Annotated in this window: 20 protein-coding genes; 11 read left to right on the forward strand and 9 right to left on the reverse strand. The window is 64.4% G+C overall.

Annotated elements, in window-relative coordinates; genetic code table 11:
- The first annotated feature begins 85 nt into the window (after nucleotides 1-85).
- From CH286_RS13860 to CH286_RS13870, 3 genes are all read left to right on the forward strand, one after another.
- A complete protein-coding gene (locus tag CH286_RS13860; protein ID WP_032401827.1) occupies nucleotides 86-961 on the forward strand; it encodes a 3-hydroxybutyryl-CoA dehydrogenase in 876 nt (291 codons plus the stop codon).
- A 65-nt stretch (nucleotides 962-1,026) separates the two neighbouring features.
- Nucleotides 1,027-1,302, forward strand: a complete 276-nt coding sequence (locus CH286_RS13865; RefSeq protein ID WP_032401828.1) for a hypothetical protein — start codon at nucleotides 1,027-1,029, stop codon at nucleotides 1,300-1,302.
- 96 nt (nucleotides 1,303-1,398) lie between these two features.
- Nucleotides 1,399-2,439, forward strand: coding sequence for an NAD(P)-dependent alcohol dehydrogenase (locus tag CH286_RS13870; RefSeq protein ID WP_032401829.1), 1,041 nt, complete (start codon nucleotides 1,399-1,401; stop codon nucleotides 2,437-2,439).
- Between the two features lie 66 nt (nucleotides 2,440-2,505).
- On the opposite strand, the gene CH286_RS13875 is transcribed toward CH286_RS13870, so the two are convergent.
- On the reverse strand, nucleotides 2,506-3,363 hold the full coding sequence (locus CH286_RS13875) for a polyphosphate kinase 2 family protein (RefSeq protein WP_032401830.1): 858 nt from the start codon (nucleotides 3,361-3,363) through the stop codon (nucleotides 2,506-2,508).
- Between the two features lie 33 nt (nucleotides 3,364-3,396).
- Here CH286_RS13875 and CH286_RS13880 point away from each other — a divergent pair, with 33 nt between their 5' ends.
- The gene (locus tag CH286_RS13880) at nucleotides 3,397-3,858 is read left to right on the forward strand and encodes a PPOX class F420-dependent oxidoreductase (RefSeq protein WP_094609620.1); all 462 of its coding nucleotides are present in this window, start codon (nucleotides 3,397-3,399) and stop codon (nucleotides 3,856-3,858) included.
- A gap of 68 nt (nucleotides 3,859-3,926) precedes the next feature.
- Here CH286_RS13880 and CH286_RS13885 read toward each other — a convergent pair whose 3' ends face one another.
- From CH286_RS13885 to CH286_RS13895, 3 genes are read right to left on the reverse strand one after another with little or no spacing between them, the layout of a single operon-like run.
- The gene (locus tag CH286_RS13885; RefSeq protein ID WP_094609481.1) at nucleotides 3,927-4,916 is read right to left on the reverse strand and encodes an iron-siderophore ABC transporter substrate-binding protein; all 990 of its coding nucleotides are present in this window, start codon (nucleotides 4,914-4,916) and stop codon (nucleotides 3,927-3,929) included.
- A gap of 16 nt (nucleotides 4,917-4,932) precedes the next feature.
- Entirely contained in the window at nucleotides 4,933-5,478 is a 546-nt protein-coding gene (locus tag CH286_RS13890; RefSeq protein ID WP_094609482.1) for a type 1 glutamine amidotransferase domain-containing protein, read from the reverse strand.
- Between the two features lie 45 nt (nucleotides 5,479-5,523).
- On the reverse strand, nucleotides 5,524-6,261 hold the full coding sequence (locus CH286_RS13895) for a TetR/AcrR family transcriptional regulator (RefSeq protein WP_052058179.1): 738 nt from the start codon (nucleotides 6,259-6,261) through the stop codon (nucleotides 5,524-5,526).
- A gap of 73 nt (nucleotides 6,262-6,334) precedes the next feature.
- Between CH286_RS13895 and CH286_RS13900 the strand changes: the two genes are divergently transcribed.
- From CH286_RS13900 to CH286_RS13920, 5 genes are all read left to right on the forward strand, one after another.
- Nucleotides 6,335-7,609: a DUF445 domain-containing protein gene (locus tag CH286_RS13900; protein WP_032380340.1), complete on the forward strand. Its 1,275-nt coding sequence runs from the start codon at nucleotides 6,335-6,337 to the stop codon at nucleotides 7,607-7,609.
- A gap of 73 nt (nucleotides 7,610-7,682) precedes the next feature.
- Nucleotides 7,683-8,150, forward strand: coding sequence for a helix-turn-helix domain-containing protein (locus CH286_RS13905; protein WP_052058177.1), 468 nt, complete (start codon nucleotides 7,683-7,685; stop codon nucleotides 8,148-8,150).
- Nucleotides 8,143-8,931, forward strand: a complete 789-nt coding sequence (locus CH286_RS13910) for a heparin-binding hemagglutinin (RefSeq protein WP_032401833.1) — start codon at nucleotides 8,143-8,145, stop codon at nucleotides 8,929-8,931. The genes CH286_RS13905 and CH286_RS13910 overlap by 8 nt, the downstream gene beginning before the upstream one ends.
- A gap of 72 nt (nucleotides 8,932-9,003) precedes the next feature.
- Nucleotides 9,004-9,291, forward strand: coding sequence for a DUF2516 family protein (locus tag CH286_RS13915; RefSeq protein ID WP_371828244.1), 288 nt, complete (start codon nucleotides 9,004-9,006; stop codon nucleotides 9,289-9,291).
- Between the two features lie 80 nt (nucleotides 9,292-9,371).
- Nucleotides 9,372-10,397, forward strand: coding sequence for an alpha/beta fold hydrolase (locus CH286_RS13920; protein ID WP_094609483.1), 1,026 nt, complete (start codon nucleotides 9,372-9,374; stop codon nucleotides 10,395-10,397).
- Here the strand turns inward: CH286_RS13920 and purU are convergent.
- Together purU and CH286_RS13930 are read right to left on the reverse strand one after the other, a co-directional pair.
- Complete coding sequence (gene purU, locus CH286_RS13925; RefSeq protein ID WP_032401836.1) at nucleotides 10,394-11,278, reverse strand: formyltetrahydrofolate deformylase; 885 nt, start codon at nucleotides 11,276-11,278, stop codon at nucleotides 10,394-10,396. The two genes, CH286_RS13920 and purU, sit on opposite strands and share 4 nt — an antisense overlap.
- A 13-nt stretch (nucleotides 11,279-11,291) precedes the next feature.
- Nucleotides 11,292-12,134 (reverse strand): class I SAM-dependent methyltransferase, encoded by an 843-nt coding sequence (locus tag CH286_RS13930; protein WP_094609484.1) that lies wholly within the window; start codon nucleotides 12,132-12,134, stop codon nucleotides 11,292-11,294.
- Nucleotides 12,135-12,193: 59 nt separating this feature from the next.
- On the opposite strand from CH286_RS13930, the gene deoC reads away from it, so the two are divergent.
- Nucleotides 12,194-12,844, forward strand: coding sequence for a deoxyribose-phosphate aldolase (gene deoC / locus CH286_RS13935; RefSeq protein WP_037171891.1), 651 nt, complete (start codon nucleotides 12,194-12,196; stop codon nucleotides 12,842-12,844).
- A gap of 61 nt (nucleotides 12,845-12,905) precedes the next feature.
- On the opposite strand, the gene CH286_RS13940 is transcribed toward deoC, so the two are convergent.
- Nucleotides 12,906-13,652, reverse strand: coding sequence for an LmeA family phospholipid-binding protein (locus tag CH286_RS13940; protein ID WP_176458237.1), 747 nt, complete (start codon nucleotides 13,650-13,652; stop codon nucleotides 12,906-12,908).
- A gap of 110 nt (nucleotides 13,653-13,762) precedes the next feature.
- On the opposite strand from CH286_RS13940, the gene CH286_RS13945 reads away from it, so the two are divergent.
- Entirely contained in the window at nucleotides 13,763-14,350 is a 588-nt protein-coding gene (locus tag CH286_RS13945; protein WP_032380348.1) for a type IV toxin-antitoxin system AbiEi family antitoxin domain-containing protein, read from the forward strand.
- Here CH286_RS13945 and CH286_RS13950 read toward each other — a convergent pair whose 3' ends face one another.
- Nucleotides 14,351-15,292 carry a GNAT family N-acetyltransferase gene (locus CH286_RS13950; RefSeq protein WP_094609486.1) on the reverse strand — a complete coding sequence of 314 codons (942 nt, stop codon included), beginning with the start codon at nucleotides 15,290-15,292 and terminating at the stop codon, nucleotides 14,351-14,353.
- Nucleotides 15,289-15,984 (reverse strand): class I SAM-dependent methyltransferase, encoded by a 696-nt coding sequence (locus tag CH286_RS13955; RefSeq protein WP_032401839.1) that lies wholly within the window; start codon nucleotides 15,982-15,984, stop codon nucleotides 15,289-15,291. The genes CH286_RS13950 and CH286_RS13955 overlap by 4 nt, the downstream gene beginning before the upstream one ends.
- Nucleotides 15,985-16,007: the final 23 nt, after the last annotated feature.

Below are 16,007 nucleotides of genomic sequence, written 5' to 3' on the forward strand. Positions count from 1 at the left end.
TGGGCACGTTTGCTCGTACCCCATCAGAGTTACCCTCATCTCGCCTAAAGCTGTTGTTGTGCAATGCATTTCAAAGGAGTTTGCCTTGACGGTCGAGAGGGTGGGGATCGTCGGAGCCGGGCAGATGGGGGCAGGAATCGCGGAGGTCTGCGCCCGCGCACACGTCGACGTGTTGGTGTACGAGCAGACTCGCGAACTCGCGACAGCCGGTCGCAGCCGTATCCTGCAATCGCTCGACCGCGGTGTCAGCAGCGGCAAGATCACCGAACGCGAGCGTGAGCAAGCAGCATGCAGCCTGCGTTTCACCTCCGATCTCGCAGACTTCGCCGACCGTCAACTCGTCGTCGAAGCGGTACTCGAGGACGAAAAGGTCAAGGCCGACATTTTCGCCGAGCTCGACGCCGTTGTGATCGACCCCGGTGCCGTACTTGCCTCGAACACCTCCTCCATTCCCATCACGACGCTCGGATCTGCCACCACGGCCCCGGACCGAATTGTCGGACTGCATTTCTTCAACCCGGTGCCGGTACTGCCGCTCGTCGAGCTCGTCACCACCGATGCGACCTCCGAGGCAGTTGCCGACCGCGCCGAGAGGTTCGCAGGCGACATTCTCGGCAAGCAGGTGGTGCGCTCCGCAGACCGCTCGGGCTTCGTCGTCAACGCGCTGCTGGTGCCGTATCTGCTCTCGGCCATTCGGATGGTCGAATCCGGATTCGCCACCAAGGAAGACGTCGACAAGGCAACAGTGCTGGGACTCGCACACCCGATGGGGCCGCTTGCACTCGCCGATCTGATCGGCCTCGACACCGTGAAAGCCATTGCGGATTCGATGCACTCCGAGTTCGCGGAGCCGTTGTTCGCCGCCCCTTCGCTGCTGTTGCGCATGGTGGAGGCCGGGCAGGTGGGCAAGAAGTCCGGAGCCGGGTTCTATCGCTACGAGAACGGCCGGGTCGCAAAGTAGCCGCCGTCTCGTAGCGCTATTGTCGTTTTGCCAGTTCAACCACGTCGATCGCAGGGAGCGCGTCAGTGAGCAAGTCCAAGAAGTCGAACGGTCTGGTCACCAAGGCATTCGGAATCGGATTGGCCGCCACCGGCGCCGCCCACTTCGTGGTCCCCGAGGCCTTCGAGGGAATCACCAAGCTCCCGTTCCCGAAGGACACGCGAACCTGGATCAGTCGCAACGGTGCCACCGAATTGGCAGTCGGCATCGCGATCGCGTACCCCAAGACTCGCAAGATCGGACTGGTCGGTCTGGGTGCGTACGGCCTGTGGCTCGGAGCGAACATCGCCAAGAACGGCTGACGTTACTGTTGCGAACGACTCGTTTAGCCCAGGAATAGCCTGGTCGAAGCGGTAGCTGTGTTGCGCTTACACAGATGCGTAGGTAGCAATGTAGTTATGACTTCAGCTACCGCTTACCAGGCCACCGCTCCTGACGCTCCGCTCGAGAAGGCGACGATCGAGCGACGCGCTCTCGGCCCCAACGACATCCTCATCGACGTCAAGTTCGCCGGCATCTGCCACTCCGACATCCACACCGCCCGCAACGAGTGGGGCGGCACCACGTACCCGGTCGTTCCCGGACACGAGATCGCCGGCATCGTTGCCGAGGTCGGCACCGATGTGACCAGCCGCAAGGTGGGCGACCGCGTCGGCGTCGGCTGTTTCGTGGACTCGTGCGGCGAGTGCGAGGCATGCAAGGACGGCGACGAGCAGTACTGCACCAAGGGCGTCGTCCAGACCTACAACTCGACGACCTACGAGGGTGAGTTCACCAACGGCGGTTACTCCACCCAGATCGTCGTCACGGAGAAGTTCGTGCTCGGCATCCCCGAGGGCGTCGAGCTCGATGTCGCGGCGCCACTGCTGTGCGCAGGCATCACGCTGTACTCGCCGCTCAAGCACTGGGGAGCGGGCCCCGACAAGAAGGTCGCCATCATCGGCATGGGCGGCCTCGGACACATCGGGGTCAAGATCGCCCACGCCATGGGTGCACACGTCACCGTGCTGAGCCAGACGGACGCAAAGGAAGCCGACGGCAAGGCCTACGGTGCAGACGAGTACTACGCCACCAAGGACACCTCCGCGCTCAAGGATCTGCAGGGCAAGTTCGACCTGATCCTCAACACCGTGTCCGCGAACCTGCCCATGGGCAAGTACCTGGGACTGCTGGCCCGCAACGGCACTCTCGTCGAGCTCGGCGTTCCCGAGAAGCCCCTCGAGGTGCCCGCATTCAACCTGCTGGCCAACCGCCGGTCGTTCGCAGGCTCCATGGTCGGCGGCATCGCCGAGACCCAGGAAATGCTCGACTTCTGCGCCGAGCACCACATCGGTGCCGAGATCGAGGTCATTCCGGCCGAGAAGATCAACGAGGCCTACGACCGCGTCGTCAAGTCCGACGTGCGCTACCGCTTCGTGATCGACGCAGCGACGTTCTGATCCTCGTCACGCTCCACCGAGCATGAAAAGAAGGGCCCGCGACCACACGTCGCGGGCCCTTCTTTTTCAGCTCTCGGCGAGACGCTTCTTCTCGAGCTCGACGTCGAAATCGGGTGCGGGCCAATCGAGATCGAGCTGCTCGAGTGCGTCGATCAAGATCTCGGTGACAGCCAAGCGGCTGTACCACTTACGGTCGGCCGGCACGACGTACCAGGGTGCGTGATCGGTATCCGTGCGATCGAGAACCCGCTGATACGCCGTCCGGTACTGCGGTAGGAAACCACGCTCGGTGACGTCACCCGGGTTGTACTTCCAGTACTTGTCCGGCCGATCGAGCCGTTCTTGCAAACGCTTCTTCTGCTCGTCCGCCGAGACGAACAACGCGACCTTGACCACGATGGTCCCCTCGTCGGTCAACTCCTTCTCGAAGGCGTTGATCTCGTCGAACCGCTGCTCCCACACCTCTCGTGGAACCAGATCGTGGACCGCGACAACGAGTACGTCCTCGTAGTGGGAGCGATCGAACACCCCGATTCGACCGGCCCGCGGAAGTGCCTTTCGTATGCGCCACAGGTAGTGGTGTTGCTTCTCCTCCTGCGTCGGAACTCCGAACGACGCCAGGTCCACCCCCTGCGGATCGACCATGCCGATGACGTGCTTGACCATCCCGCCCTTGCCCGCGGTATCCATTCCCTGCAGCACCAGCAGAACCGATCGACTGTCACCGGTTCGGCCGTGCGCGTAGAGCTTCTCCTGTAGCGCGGCCAGGACTGCGCCGCGCTCTTCGAGGACGTCGTTGCCGTGTGCCTTCTTGCCGTCGAAACCCGGTGTAGCCGTGAAATCGATGTCCTCCACGCGTGGAGAGGCACTGGCGCGCAGCACATCGACGGGAGATTGCGTCCACAATTTCGACTTGTCGGCCATGACCGATGAGACTACTTCTCTACGATGGAATGCATGGCCCCTACGATTGCAAAAGCTGAATCCGCAACGCGTGAGCAGCTACTCGAGTTCGTCTCTCCGCGGCATAACCACACATTGATCACCCGCAAACGCGACGACGGTCTGCAGGTCTCGCCGGTGTCCGCCGGAGTGGACTCCGAAGGCCGCATCGTGATCGCCACCTACCCCGAGCGTGCGAAAGTGCTGAACATTTGCCGCAATTCGGCCGTCACGGTGCTGGTGCACAGTGACGATTGGAACGGCGACTACGTGCAGGTCGACGGTACGGCCGAGATCATCGATCTACCCGACGCCGTCGAGCCTCTGGTTGAGTACTTCCGCAGCATCGCCGGCGAGCACTCGGATTGGGACGAGTACCGCGCGGCGATGGTGAAGCAGGGAAAGTCGTTGATACGCATCGTGATCGACACCTGGGGCCCCATCGCCGCGGGTGGATTCCCACCAGGGAGGGTGTGACAAGCCCCCCGGGGAGGGTGTGACAAGCCCGCCGGGGAGAGTGTGACAAGCCCCCGGGGACTTGTGATTTAGCCCTTCAGTGGTGCTGCGAACAGTGGCACGGCGTTCTCGAGTGCGTATCGGGTGCCCGCGACCGAGGCGGCCGAGAATGCGTTGGACAGGTTCTGGTCACCGAGTACCACGAGGCGTCCGTCGCGTGCGGACGGTAGGCCCTGGATGGACGGGTTGTCGGTGATCACCTCGGGTCCGGTGCCGATGGGGAACATGACGGTGAGGTCGGCGTCGAGGGCGGCGACGTTCTCCTCGGACAGTTCGATGCTGAACGCTCCCGGCTCGGCGAGGTTCTGAACGGCCGGGGTGTTCGTCAGGCCGAGGGACTCGAGGAAGTCGACGCGGGTGTCGCCGCGCACGTAGGCGCCGATCTGTCCGCTGTAGAGCGTGCCGACGGCGACGGTCTTGTTCGCGAACTCCGGGTTGGCGGACACGGTGTCGTCGAAGAGTGCCTTGGTGTCGTCGACGAGCTTCTTGCCCTCGTCGACCTTGCCGAGCGCTTGGGCGACGATGTCGGTCTGGCCGTCCCAGGTGGTGCCGTAGGCGACGTCGGTTCCCGGTGGGGCCGCGACGGTGGGTGCGATGTCGGACAGCTGGTCGTACACGGCTTTGTCGTTCGTGCTGCGCGTCCAGAGGATCAGGTCCGGTGCCAGAGCCGCGACCGATTCCATGTCGACGTCGAAGGTGCCGACGATCGTGGGGTCGGTGTCGTAGGACTCGTCGACCCACGGCCCCAAGCCGTTTCCGCCCACACCGAGCCAGTCGCTGGCTCCGACAGGTTGTACACCCAGAGCAAGCGCTGTTTCGGCATCGGACCAACCGAGGGCCACCACGCGCTGGGGGTTTGCCGGTACTTCGACGTCGCCGAACATGTCGGTGACGACGATTCCGCCGGCCTCGGAGGGATCGGCGCTGTCGCCGTCACCGGCGTCGGAGCTGCATGCGGTCAGGGTGAGAGCGAAGGCGAGGGCTGCCGCAGGCAGAGCCAACGAACGAGAAATGCGCATAGGGCACGCTAACCTATCAAGCGGCGAAATGCTTCACGATCTTTGCGCAGAAGGCCGGCAGGTCGTCCGGGTTCCGGCTCGAGACCAGGTTGCCGTCCACGACTACTTCCTCGTCCACGACCGTCCCGCCTGCGTTGCGGATGTCGGTGCGGATGCTCGGGTAGGACGTCAACGTTCGTCCTTTCAGTACGTCGGCTTCGACGAGCGTCCAGGCTCCGTGGCAGATCACGCCCACCGGCTTGCCTGCGGCGACGAGATCACGCACGAAGGCAACCGCTTCGGCGTCGACGCGGAGTTGATCGGGGTTGGTGGTTCCGCCGGGCAGGATCAGCGCATCGAAGTCGTCGGCCGAGACGTCGGCGACGACGCGATCGACCGTGAAGGTGTCGGCGGCATGGACGTCGCTCTCCATCGCTTGGATGTCGCCGTGGTCCAACGAAACCAATGTGACTGTGGCTCCGGCATTTTCGACGGCTTCACGAGGCTGCACCAGCTCGACTTGCTCGACGCCGTCGGTAGCGAGAATGGCGATGCGGCGTCCGGTCAAGGTATCGGTAGTCATACCCGTTCGAATGTCCGACCGGGCCGATTCTCAAACTGACGAGCGTCAGGACTCGTTCGGCTCATCGACCAGCGGGTGCGGTTGTGATTTGAATTTGGCGGGGGAGCCGTCGGCCATCGCGACCCCGTGGATTCCGCCCCACATCATCATGCAGAGGTAATCGATCAGATCGTCCGCCGACATGGATTTGTTGGAAATCCACCAGTGTGTTGCCAACTGGACCGCGCCGACGATGGCGAAGGCCCACGGCACCGATCCGCCGGAATCCATCTCGCGCTGACGGAGTCGCTCACCGAGGACGGTGGAGAGCAGCTCGGCGATCATCCGTTCGGACTCGGCGACGACGTCGCGGTTGTTGCCCGCGTTGTTCGCCATGACGTAGAGGTACACCTCGGGATCGGTGGCGACGGTCTCGACGTAGGCGGTCACCACCACGCGGGTGAGCTCGTACTCGTCGAGTTCGTGCGAGATGGCGGAGTAGATCCGCGGGGCGAGCGTCGTCTCGACGTACCGCGACATGGTGGCGCTGGTCAGATCGTTCTTGTCGGTGAAGTACCGGTAGAGCACCGTCTTCGAGATACCGATCTCCGACGCGATCTCGTCCATTCCGATCTCGCGGCCGCGCAACCGGATCGCGGCCAACGTGCCGTCGACGAGTTCCTCGCGTCGAGCGATCTTGTGCTCGCGCCACCGACGTTTGCGGCCGTCCGGCTTCTCGGCCTTGGGCTTTTCCTCGTTCGGCTCGGACTCGCCCAGCTTTGCCTCCGTCGTATTTCTCGCCACAACTCCACCCTATGCGCCTTCTCCGACACCATTGCAGGCCGTGTCCGGTTGATCCGACACATTTCTGGGCACAATGTCGGTTGTGCAGCTCATGAACTTCGACGACGACACCAAGCGTCGCGACCTCCGCAAGATGAAAACGGTCGCGACGGGCTTTCTCGTCTTCGCATCCATCGTCTACCTGTTCTGCCGGTGGCAGGAGTCGACGGGTGCGGGCGCGTGGGTGGGGTACGTACGCGCGGCGTCGGAGGCGGGAATGGTGGGCGCGCTCGCGGACTGGTTCGCGGTGACCGCGCTGTTCAAGCATCCGCTGGGCATCCCGATTCCCCACACGGCGTTGATCAAGAAGAAGAAGGACCAGCTGGGTGCAAGCCTGAGCTCGTTCGTCGGCAGTAATTTCCTAGCGCCCGAGGTGGTGTCGGAGAAGGTCGCGTCGGCGCAGGTTCCGTTGCGGTTGGGTACCTGGCTCGCCCAGCCCGACAACGCCGAACGCGTCGCTGCCGAGGCGGCGACGGTGTTGCACGGTGTGGTCGATGTGCTCAACGACGAGGACATCACCGCGGTGATCGACAGCACCATCGTGCGCCGACTCGCCGATCCGCAGTGGGGGCCACCCATCGGCCGCATTCTCGACGAGTTGCTCCGCGAGAACCGCCAATTGCCACTGATCGACATGCTGGCCGAGCGGGCTCATCAATGGGCTCTGGGCAGCCAGGAAATGATCGATCGCGTCGTGGCCCGGGATTCCCCGAACTGGTCGCCGAAGTTCGTCGACACCTTGCTGGGCGAGAAGGTCTACAAGGAGCTCGTCGAGTTCACCTGGAAGATCAGGTCCAACCCCGAGCACGACGTGCGTCTTGCCGCCAACAAGTTCCTGATCGACTACGCCAACGATCTGCAGCACGACCCCACCACCATCGAGAAGGCCGAGAAGCTCAAGGCGCAGATCATGGGCCGCGAGGAGATCACCGGCCTGGCTGCGGCCACCTGGAAGGTCGCCAAGCGCCTGATCACCGAGTCGGTCGACGATCCCACGAGTACGTTGCGCACCAAGATCAAGGAGAACACCGTCAACTTCGGAATTCGTCTCCGTGATGATGACGAATTGCGCGGGAAGGCCGACGGTTGGCTGCTCGGAGGAGCGCGGTACATCGCTGCGAACTATGCGGACGAGATCACCACGATCATCGGCGACACCGTTGCTCGGTGGGATGCAGAGGAAGCGAGCAAGAAGATCGAACTGCAGGTCGGACGTGATCTTCAGTTCATTCGAATCAACGGAACCGTCGTCGGATCCATCGCCGGATTGGCCATCTACACGATCTCGGACCTGATCTTCGGACACTAGTGCTAGCAGAGTGCTTGCAATAGTTAGCACCCTTCGGTACCGTCCAGTAGGACACCGAAAACAGGAGGCCGAGATGGCCGAGAACGAGGGGGATCTGGTCGCCAAGGCGACCGAGGCGACGCAGGTTGTCGCCGAGGCGGGGGATCTTGTCGCTTCAGTCGTGACGACTGCAGCGCAGGACATCGGGAGCTACATCCGGTCGCAGCGGGAAGCCGCTCAGGTATCCATGCGGCAACTCGCCAGTCGGGCCGGAGTGAGCAACCCCTACCTGAGCCAGATCGAACGCGGACTGCGCAACCCGTCCGCAGAAGTACTAGCGCAGATAGCCAAGGGTCTGCGCGTCTCCTCGGAGGTGCTGTACGTCCGGGCCGGGATCTTGGAAGCGCGTCCCCACGGTCCGGTGCGCGAAGCTCTGCTCGGCGATGAGCACATCACCGAACGGCAGAAGCAAGTGCTGATCGAGATCTACGACTCGTTCTGTCGTGAGAACGAGTCGACGCAAGAGCCCGAACCCGACGAACAGGAGACACCCGATGTCTGATTCCAAGAACTTCGAGAACGTCAAGACCCCCATCTTTGCAGCCGTCGGTGCAGGCGACGCTGTCGTCCAGGCCGTAGCCGACGTCGTCGCTCAGGTGCGCTCGCGCGCCGAGAGCCGCACCAGCGAGGTCAACGCTCGGCTCGCCGACATCTCCGAAGAGGTCACCGAGGGCGTGGAGAACCTGCGCGAGCGCCTCGCTGCCCTGCCCGCGGAACTCCCCGACGAAATCGCCGAACTGCGTGAGCGCTTCACCCCGGAAGAGCTGCGCAAGGTTGCCGAGGCGTACCTCAAGGTTGCTTCCGACCTGTACACGTCCCTCGCCGAGCGCGGCGAAGAGGCCGTCGAGCGCATTCGCCGTACGCCCGCCGTCGAAGAGGGCCTCGAGCGTGCCAACTCGGCAGCCAACGACGTCGTCGACCTCACCGAGCAGGCTCTCGGAACCGTCGCTTCGCAGACTCGCGCAGTCGGCGAGCGCGCCGCAGCTCTGGCCGGCATCGCGTCGGACAAGGTTCGTGAGGGTGCCGAGGAGATCTCCGACGCAGCCGACGAGCTCGCCGAGAACATCGACGAAGCAGGCGACGAGGCCAAGGACAAGGCCATCGAGGCTTCCGACAAGGTGAGCGGTGTCGCGGGCACGGTCGAGGCCAAGACTCGCAGCAACGCGAACTCGCCCATCAAGAAGACCCCGGCTCCGGCCAAGAAGACGGCACCGGCGCCGGCTGCGAAGAAGGCCACCCCGGCTCCGGCCAAGAAGGCTCCGGCGAAGAAGACCACTCGCTAAAGCATTCGTAAAGAAAACGACCCCTGCGCCGCGCGGTGCGGGGGTCGTTTCTCGTACACTGACCGCGTGAGCATCGCCGGCAGCTTCAGCTACTACATCCTTACCTTTCTGCAGATCCTCGGAGTGGTAGGCGCAGGATTCGCGATCTTCCACGCGCTGCGTCAGCGCGCCGACGCCTTTCCTGCCGTGGACAAGCTCACCAAGACCGCCTGGCTGGCCATCCTGTTCGTGGGTCTGCTCCTTATCCTGGTCTCCGGAGTGATCGGATTCCTGGGCATCATCGGCGTCGTCGCGGTGTGCGTTTACCTTGTCGACGTCCGACCCAAGATCGACAGCATTCAGCGCGGACCCCGCTGGTAGGCAGGCGCATCGACGCCCACGGGATTGTGGGCGTACCGTCTACCGAACCCGCCAGGGGGTCGAGGTAGAGGGGATTTTCTGTGGTTTCACGCAAGGTAGTCGAACGTGTGCTGTTCGGAATCGGCGGCGCGGCCGCGGCGGCATCGGTCGGTGCATTCGTCGTCCGGCGGCGTCGCCTGCATTCGTTCACCAAGACGACGGACGTTCGGCCGGACGAGCTTCTGCAGCACCCCACGATCGAGCCGCACATCACCGAGGTGGTCACCGACGACGGAGCTCACCTGCACGTCCGTAGCTACGGTGATGCCGATGCAGAACCGATCGTCTTCAGCCACGGGTGGACCTGCTCGGCCGACTACTGGTTTCCGCAGATCAACGCCCTCGCCGGCCGATACCGCGTCATAGCGTACGACCAGCGCGGCCACGGCCGCAGCGACGTCGGAACGCGGCCTCTGAGCCCGGACGTGCTGGCCGACGACCTCGCTGCGGTGCTCGCCGCGACTGTCGTCGAAGACAACAAGGCCGTCCTGGTGGGGCACAGCATGGGCGGTATGTCGATCATGGCGTGGGCCGGAAACTACCCCGAACAGGTCAATCGACTCGTCAGTGCCGTGCTCCTCGCCAGCACCGCGACCGACTCTCTCGTCCGAGAGACCACTGTCATCCCGTTGCCGCAGCGATTCCCGCGCGTTCCGGCGCCGGTCGGTCGAGCAGTGCTGAGCTCGGCGCTGCCGTTGCGGCCGTCGCCGGTGACGCGCCAAGCCATCAAATACATCTCGATGGCTCCCGGAGCCACCGCAGCCGAGGTGGCGTTCTGCGAGAAGATCGTGCTCGAATGCGCCCCGCGCACACGAGGCATCTGGGGCGCGGCCATCAGCGACCTCGACATCCGCGAGGCGCTGGCGAACATGTCCGTCCCCACCAGCGTCCTGGTCGGATCTGCCGACCGACTGACCCCGCCGGTGCACGCCCGCAAACTCGCCCGCGCCCTGGACGATCACGACCATCTGAGCCGATTGATCGTGATCCCCGGCATCGGACACATGAGCTCGGTGGAAGCAATCGACGAATTCAACACCGAAGTGGTTCGGCTGAGAAATCTCTAGCTGAACACCACGGTCTTGCGGCCGTGCACCAACACCCGATCCTCCAGGTGCCAACGCAGACCACGGGAGAGCACCAGCTTCTCGATGTCGCGGCCCTGACGCACCATGTCGGTGACCTCGTCGGAATGGTCGACGCGGATGACGTCCTGCTCGATGATGGGACCCGCGTCGAGCTCGGCGGTGACGTAATGGCACGTCGCACCGATCAGTTTGACGCCCCGCGCGAAGGCCTGGTGGTAGGGCCGGGCACCGACGAACGACGGCAGGAAGCTGTGGTGGATGTTGATCGCCCGGCCCGCCCAGTGCGCGCACAGCGATTCCGGCAGAACCTGCATGAAGCGCGCCAGCACCACTGCGTGGGGGTCGTAGGAATCGACCAGCGAGCGCACCTTCTCGAAGGCGGGTCCGCGCTCGGCCGGATCCTTCGCGAACTCGACGTGATGGAACGGTGTGCCGTGCGCGGCGGCAATCGGCTCGAGCGACTTGTGATTGCCGATCACCGCGGAGATCTGCGCAGGCAGTTCGCCGCCCGCCGCCCGTCCGAGCAGATCGTGCAGGCAATGCGCTTCCTTGCTGACGAGCAGTACCACGCGCTTGGGTTCGCCCGAATCATGCAGTGCCCATTCGGTTTCCGGGCCCAGCTCGGCGGCCACCTCGGCGAACCGTGCACGCAGATCATCGATGCTCATGTCCACCGACGACGCCCGTACAGCCTGCCGGGTGAAGAACCAGCCGGTGTCGGGATCGGCGTGATAGGCAGCCTCGACGATCCAACCACCGACCTCGGCGAGGAAGGTCGAGATGCGGGCGACGATGCCCGTCTTGTCGGGGCAACCGAGAGACAGAACGTAGCGGCGATCCTCGGATACGGAAGAACTCATGCCGACGATTCTCTCAGGGCGTGCGCACCCCGGTTGCCACCAGTGTCCCGAGATCGATCGAATCGATCCCGCGCTCGGTCAACAGAGCCGAGAACTCGGCCCGGATCTGCGTGCGAGTTCCGTCGTCGAACGGAGTCAGCGCACCGCGCAGTGCACTGCCCAGCACAAAATCCCAGACGAACGACTGTGTCGCCGGAACATGGTTGGACAGCTCGACGACCCGGACATCGGAGGTGCCGGCTGCGGTGAGCCAGGCACCGAGGAGATCCGCTGTCTCCATCCTGCGGATCGGGTGATCGTCGACTTCGGCCGTCGGGTCGGGAGCCGGGCCCGCGCTCGGCGGCCAGCGTCTGCCGATCACGTCGAAGAACGCGCCCGAGTACTCCCTGACCGAGCCCTTGCGCCACACCGTCAATCCGACATGCCCGCCTGGACGAACCAACGAGACGAGTCGCGCAAAATCCTGCTCTGGATCGGGAAGGAAGAAGATGCCGTACGAGCAGGCCAGAGCGTCGTATCCGGCGACGGGAACGGTCGACGGGGGTTGCCACTCGGTGGCGTCGGCAACGACGAAGTCGATGTTGCGCAGTGCCCGATCGGTGGCCTTCACCCGGCCCACTTCCAACAGATCGTCGGCGAGGTCGATGGCATGCACGATGCCGTCGGGTCCGACGGCGGCCGCCGCAGGAATTGCCGATGCCCCGGTGCCGGAGCACACGTCCAGAACGGCGTCGCCGGACGCCAACTCGAGCGCGAAGGCCAGCGACTGCCCGGCAGGTCCCCAGACCTGCGGCGTCACCGCGTCGAATTCCCTGCTGGTGGCATTGAAGGTGGCGGCGAGCGACGCTGCGGTCATGACCGAAAATCGTAGACCGACAGGGCTGCGAATGGCAGAGCTGTGAAAAGCTGGACCACATGACACTCACCCGCGCCGCCCTCGCCGGAATGGTCGACCACACGCTGCTCAAGCCGGAAGCCACGACCGCCGACGTGACCGCGCTCATCGAGGAGGGCCGTGAGCTCGGAGTCCTCGCGGTGTGCGTCTCGCCGTCGATGCTGCCGATTCGCGCCGAGGGAATGCTCACCGCGGTCGTCGCCGGATTCCCGTCGGGCAAGCATCATTCGTTGATCAAGGGATCCGAGGCGCGCCTCGCGGTGCAGCAGGGTGCCGACGAGGTCGACATGGTGATCGATGTCGGAGCCGCCATTGCCGGTGACTACAACGCCGTTCTGGCCGACATCGTGACCGTCCGTGAAGGCATCGGCAATGCCGTACTCAAGGTGATCATCGAATCGGCAGCGCTGTCCGACGAAGCGATCGTCGAAGTGTGCCGCGCAGCAGAAACCGCCGGCGCGAACTTCGTCAAGACATCCACCGGTTTCCATCCGGCCGGCGGCGCGAGCGTCGAGGCCGTGCGATTGATGGCGGAGACCGTCGGCGGTCGACTGGGCGTCAAGGCCAGCGGCGGCATCCGTACGACGGAGGCCGCCCTGGCGATGATCGACGCCGGCGCAACACGATTGGGGCTGTCGGGTACCCGTGCGGTGCTCGACGGTTTGGGCTAGAGCGACTGCGTCGCACGTGCGCGGTAACTCGTACTCTGCTACGAGTTACCGCGCACATGGATTACGCGACGAGTGAGCAGCCCTCGGGGGTCTGCTGATTCTGGTTCTGTTGGGTCGCGGGAATCGTGTACTGCCCGCCTTCGAGTGTGAGCTCGATGCCGGAGTCGGTGACGGTCAGCGACGTCGGGGTCATGTCCAACGGATACGCCTGCAGGCTGTCGGTCAGCACTCCGACGACGGAGTCGACCAGGTCGGTGGGGATACCGAGACCCAGGATCGACGCGTCGACGGTCTGAAAGTCGACCCTGCCGTCGGCGACCTGCGGCTTGACGGTCAGCTTCGCGAGCGCACCGACGGCGAATTCGAGGGTGCCCGCCGATGCATCCGAGGTGACGCCCGAGACGATCGCGCCGATGCCCTGGCTCTGCAGGGTGCGGGTGATGCCGTCGGTGGACCACGAGATATCCGCACTCGAGCTGCCGATGGTGCCGCCGGAATCCGCGGACTGGGTGAGGTTCAGATCCCGTGCCTCGGCGTGGACGACCATGCCCTCGGCCGGCCCGAATCGCGCGTCGTCGCTGTCGACGGTGACCGACGAGACCTTCTTGTCCACCAAGGACAGCAGAACCGGCTTGAGGCCGAGATCGACCTCGACCTGGCTGCCGAGCTCGGATTCGAGCTGGCCGGCGAGGCACGATTTGATCTGTTGACGCACGAACAACTCGCCACCGATGACGGCGACGAGGAGGACTACAACGACGGAGACTGCAATCAACGGCACGCTGCTGCGCTTGGCTGTGGAGGACATTCCCGGCAGTCTTCCCGATGATTCTGAGCAAGCTCTGTGAAACTCGCCGAAGAGATGTCTCCGGTACCAAAGTTTGTGATCTGTAACACATTTTGCCGTACGCTTGCGGCATGGGTACGACAGGACCGAGTGTGCAGGAACTGCACTCGCTCGCCACTCGTCAAGACGGCTATTTCACCGCCGAGCAGGCCGGTGAGCTCGGCTTCGATTCGGCAATGGTGCGCGTCAACCTGGCGACGAACACGTGGACCCGCGTCGAGCGCAACTTGTTCCGACTGGGCCAATGGCCGCACAGCGAGCTCGAGGTGTTCGCGATGTGGTGCGCCTGGTTCGGAGGCGAGGCAGTGATCTCGCACCAGAGCGCCGCCGAGTTGCACGGATTCGGTCACCTGCACCCGCAGTTCGTGCACCTGTGCGCGTTCGGGGACCTACGCCTGAGCGATACCCGACTTGCGGTTCACCGTCTGCGGCTCGAGCCTCGCGACGTCGAATCGGCCGGCACGTTCAACATCACCACGCCGGTACGGACGGTGCTCGATCTCGCTGCAGGTGGAATCTCGCAACTGACCCTCGACGAGGTGGTGTGCGACGCCGTGGCGATCGGTCGCGTCGACCCGCAGGCGCTGTACTCCGAGGCCGGCAGCAGCACCGATCGAGTGGCCGAACGCGTCGAACTGGCCTTGTCTGCCTGCACGTGATCACCGGCCCGCGTGCACGATCCGGGTACGGGTGACGGCAAAACCTGCGCGCTCGAAGGCAGAACGCATGGGGGCATTGACCGCATCGGTTGTTCCGACGATGCGGGATTGCCCGTTGTCGTGGTGCATCCGGACCATCTGCGACAGCAGATCGTCGACGTACCCCTGACCGCGATGCTCGGGAAGCACTCCGAGATAGCTGATGGCCGCGGCGTAGGCATTTCTCGTCGGCACCACGAAGCCCACAGTCGTGCCATCGGGTCGGCTCGCGATCTGCCAGGCCTCGCGTCGCCCCGGTAGGGAACCGTAGAAGGCGAGATCGTCTTCCGCGAGTGCGGCTACTCCGTGTTCGGCAACCATGGCGCGGGTATGGGAGTCGAGGCTTCCGGCTGCGACTGCCTCGAACACTGCGAGGAACTGCGCATCGGTGCCCGCCGAGAAGTGCAGACGAGTCGAGGCCTCGGGCACTGGATCGTCAGCGGTTCGGGCGAAGGAAACGCGTTCGGTCGTGCGGGTGAAACCACCCCGGTGCGCGGCCGATTTGCGCCACGCCAATGCCGACGGTAACGAGTCGGCTCTCCAATTGTTCACCGCCACATCGACATTGAATTCGAGATCGGCGGTGTGCTCGAAGGCCGCGCGAGCGCTGCTGATCAGGCCAGCGCCGACGTCGGCCGGTCGCTTCTCGGCACGCACGACCGACAAGCAGTCGAGGGTGACGGGGCTGCTTGCGCCCGGACGGCCCCACCACACAGCGCGCCCGACCGGACGTCCCGCGCGTTCGGCAAGCCAGGTCCACTCGTATCGGTAATTGCCCGACGCCATACCCTCGTGGAGACGAGCGCGATCGACCCAGTCGACCGGATCTGTGCTCGACCATTGCTCGAGCTTCGAAAGGTCTTCGGGCGCGCACGGTCTGACCGTGAGGGGTAGATCGTTCATCTCGGCGCAACCGTCGCCCAGGGCACCGTGAGCACGTTGTCTCGCATGCGACGGCGGGGGAGAGTGATCGGAAGCCCCTGTTCGGCAAGTATTTTCAGAGCCGCGCGCCAGCGTAGGCGGGGACCGAAAGGGGCCAGTGGCGCCGAGACCGACCACGCTCGATCGGCTCGCTGCAGCAGATCGTGGATCAGCTCGCCCTCGATGTTGCGGTGTATCAACACCTTCGGGAGTCGCTCCGCGATGTCCGACGGCATCTCGACATCGAACGGATCCCAGGCCAGAGTCAGAGACCGCGGGCCTTCGGCGTCGAGCAATACCCACGCGCAGCGTCGACCCAACTCGTCGCACGTACCGTCCACCAGCAGGCCGCCGGGTGCCAGGCGAGACTGAATGCGTTGCCAGGCAGCAGGAACCGCGTCCTCGGGATATTGCCGCAGTACGTTGAACGCACGCACCAGGTTCGGGCGTAGACCGGCCAACTCGAATCCGCCACGGGCGAACTCCACGCCGTCACTCCCCGGTACGACGCGGGCGGGGTCGATTTCCAGACCGGTGACTCGGAGATCGGGCCTGACGGTGCGCAGTCTGCCCGCGAGTTCGAGAGTCGTGTTCGGCATCGCCCCGTACCCGAGGTCGACGACGAGGGGATCCGGTGATTCGCGCAGGACGCGTCGAACATCGGCATCGTGCATGAGCCATCGGTCGCTGCGACGCA

Origin of the sequence: Rhodococcus sp. WWJCD1 (assembly GCF_002258735.1) — a bacterium.
In the GTDB taxonomy this organism is placed as follows: domain Bacteria; phylum Actinomycetota; class Actinomycetes; order Mycobacteriales; family Mycobacteriaceae; genus Rhodococcoides.

Coding starts and splice junctions, on each gene's coding strand:
- CH286_RS13870 (WP_032401829.1), top strand. CDS start 1,399: ATGACTTCAGCTACCGCTTACCAGGCCACCGCTCCTGACGCTCCGCTC.
- CH286_RS13875 (WP_032401830.1), bottom strand. CDS start 3,363: ATGGCCGACAAGTCGAAATTGTGGACGCAATCTCCCGTCGATGTGCTG.
- CH286_RS13880 (WP_094609620.1), top strand. CDS start 3,397: ATGGCCCCTACGATTGCAAAAGCTGAATCCGCAACGCGTGAGCAGCTA.
- CH286_RS13885 (WP_094609481.1), bottom strand. CDS start 4,916: ATGCGCATTTCTCGTTCGTTGGCTCTGCCTGCGGCAGCCCTCGCCTTC.
- CH286_RS13890 (WP_094609482.1), bottom strand. CDS start 5,478: ATGACTACCGATACCTTGACCGGACGCCGCATCGCCATTCTCGCTACC.
- CH286_RS13900 (WP_032380340.1), top strand. CDS start 6,335: ATGTCGGTTGTGCAGCTCATGAACTTCGACGACGACACCAAGCGTCGC.
- CH286_RS13905 (WP_052058177.1), top strand. CDS start 7,683: ATGGCCGAGAACGAGGGGGATCTGGTCGCCAAGGCGACCGAGGCGACG.
- CH286_RS13910 (WP_032401833.1), top strand. CDS start 8,143: ATGTCTGATTCCAAGAACTTCGAGAACGTCAAGACCCCCATCTTTGCA.
- purU (WP_032401836.1), bottom strand. CDS start 11,278: ATGAGTTCTTCCGTATCCGAGGATCGCCGCTACGTTCTGTCTCTCGGT.
- CH286_RS13930 (WP_094609484.1), bottom strand. CDS start 12,134: ATGACCGCAGCGTCGCTCGCCGCCACCTTCAATGCCACCAGCAGGGAA.
- deoC (WP_037171891.1), top strand. CDS start 12,194: ATGACACTCACCCGCGCCGCCCTCGCCGGAATGGTCGACCACACGCTG.
- CH286_RS13940 (WP_176458237.1), bottom strand. CDS start 13,652: ATGTCCTCCACAGCCAAGCGCAGCAGCGTGCCGTTGATTGCAGTCTCC.
- CH286_RS13945 (WP_032380348.1), top strand. CDS start 13,763: ATGGGTACGACAGGACCGAGTGTGCAGGAACTGCACTCGCTCGCCACT.
- CH286_RS13950 (WP_094609486.1), bottom strand. CDS start 15,292: ATGAACGATCTACCCCTCACGGTCAGACCGTGCGCGCCCGAAGACCTT.
- CH286_RS13955 (WP_032401839.1), bottom strand. CDS start 15,984: ATGCACGATGCCGATGTTCGACGCGTCCTGCGCGAATCACCGGATCCC.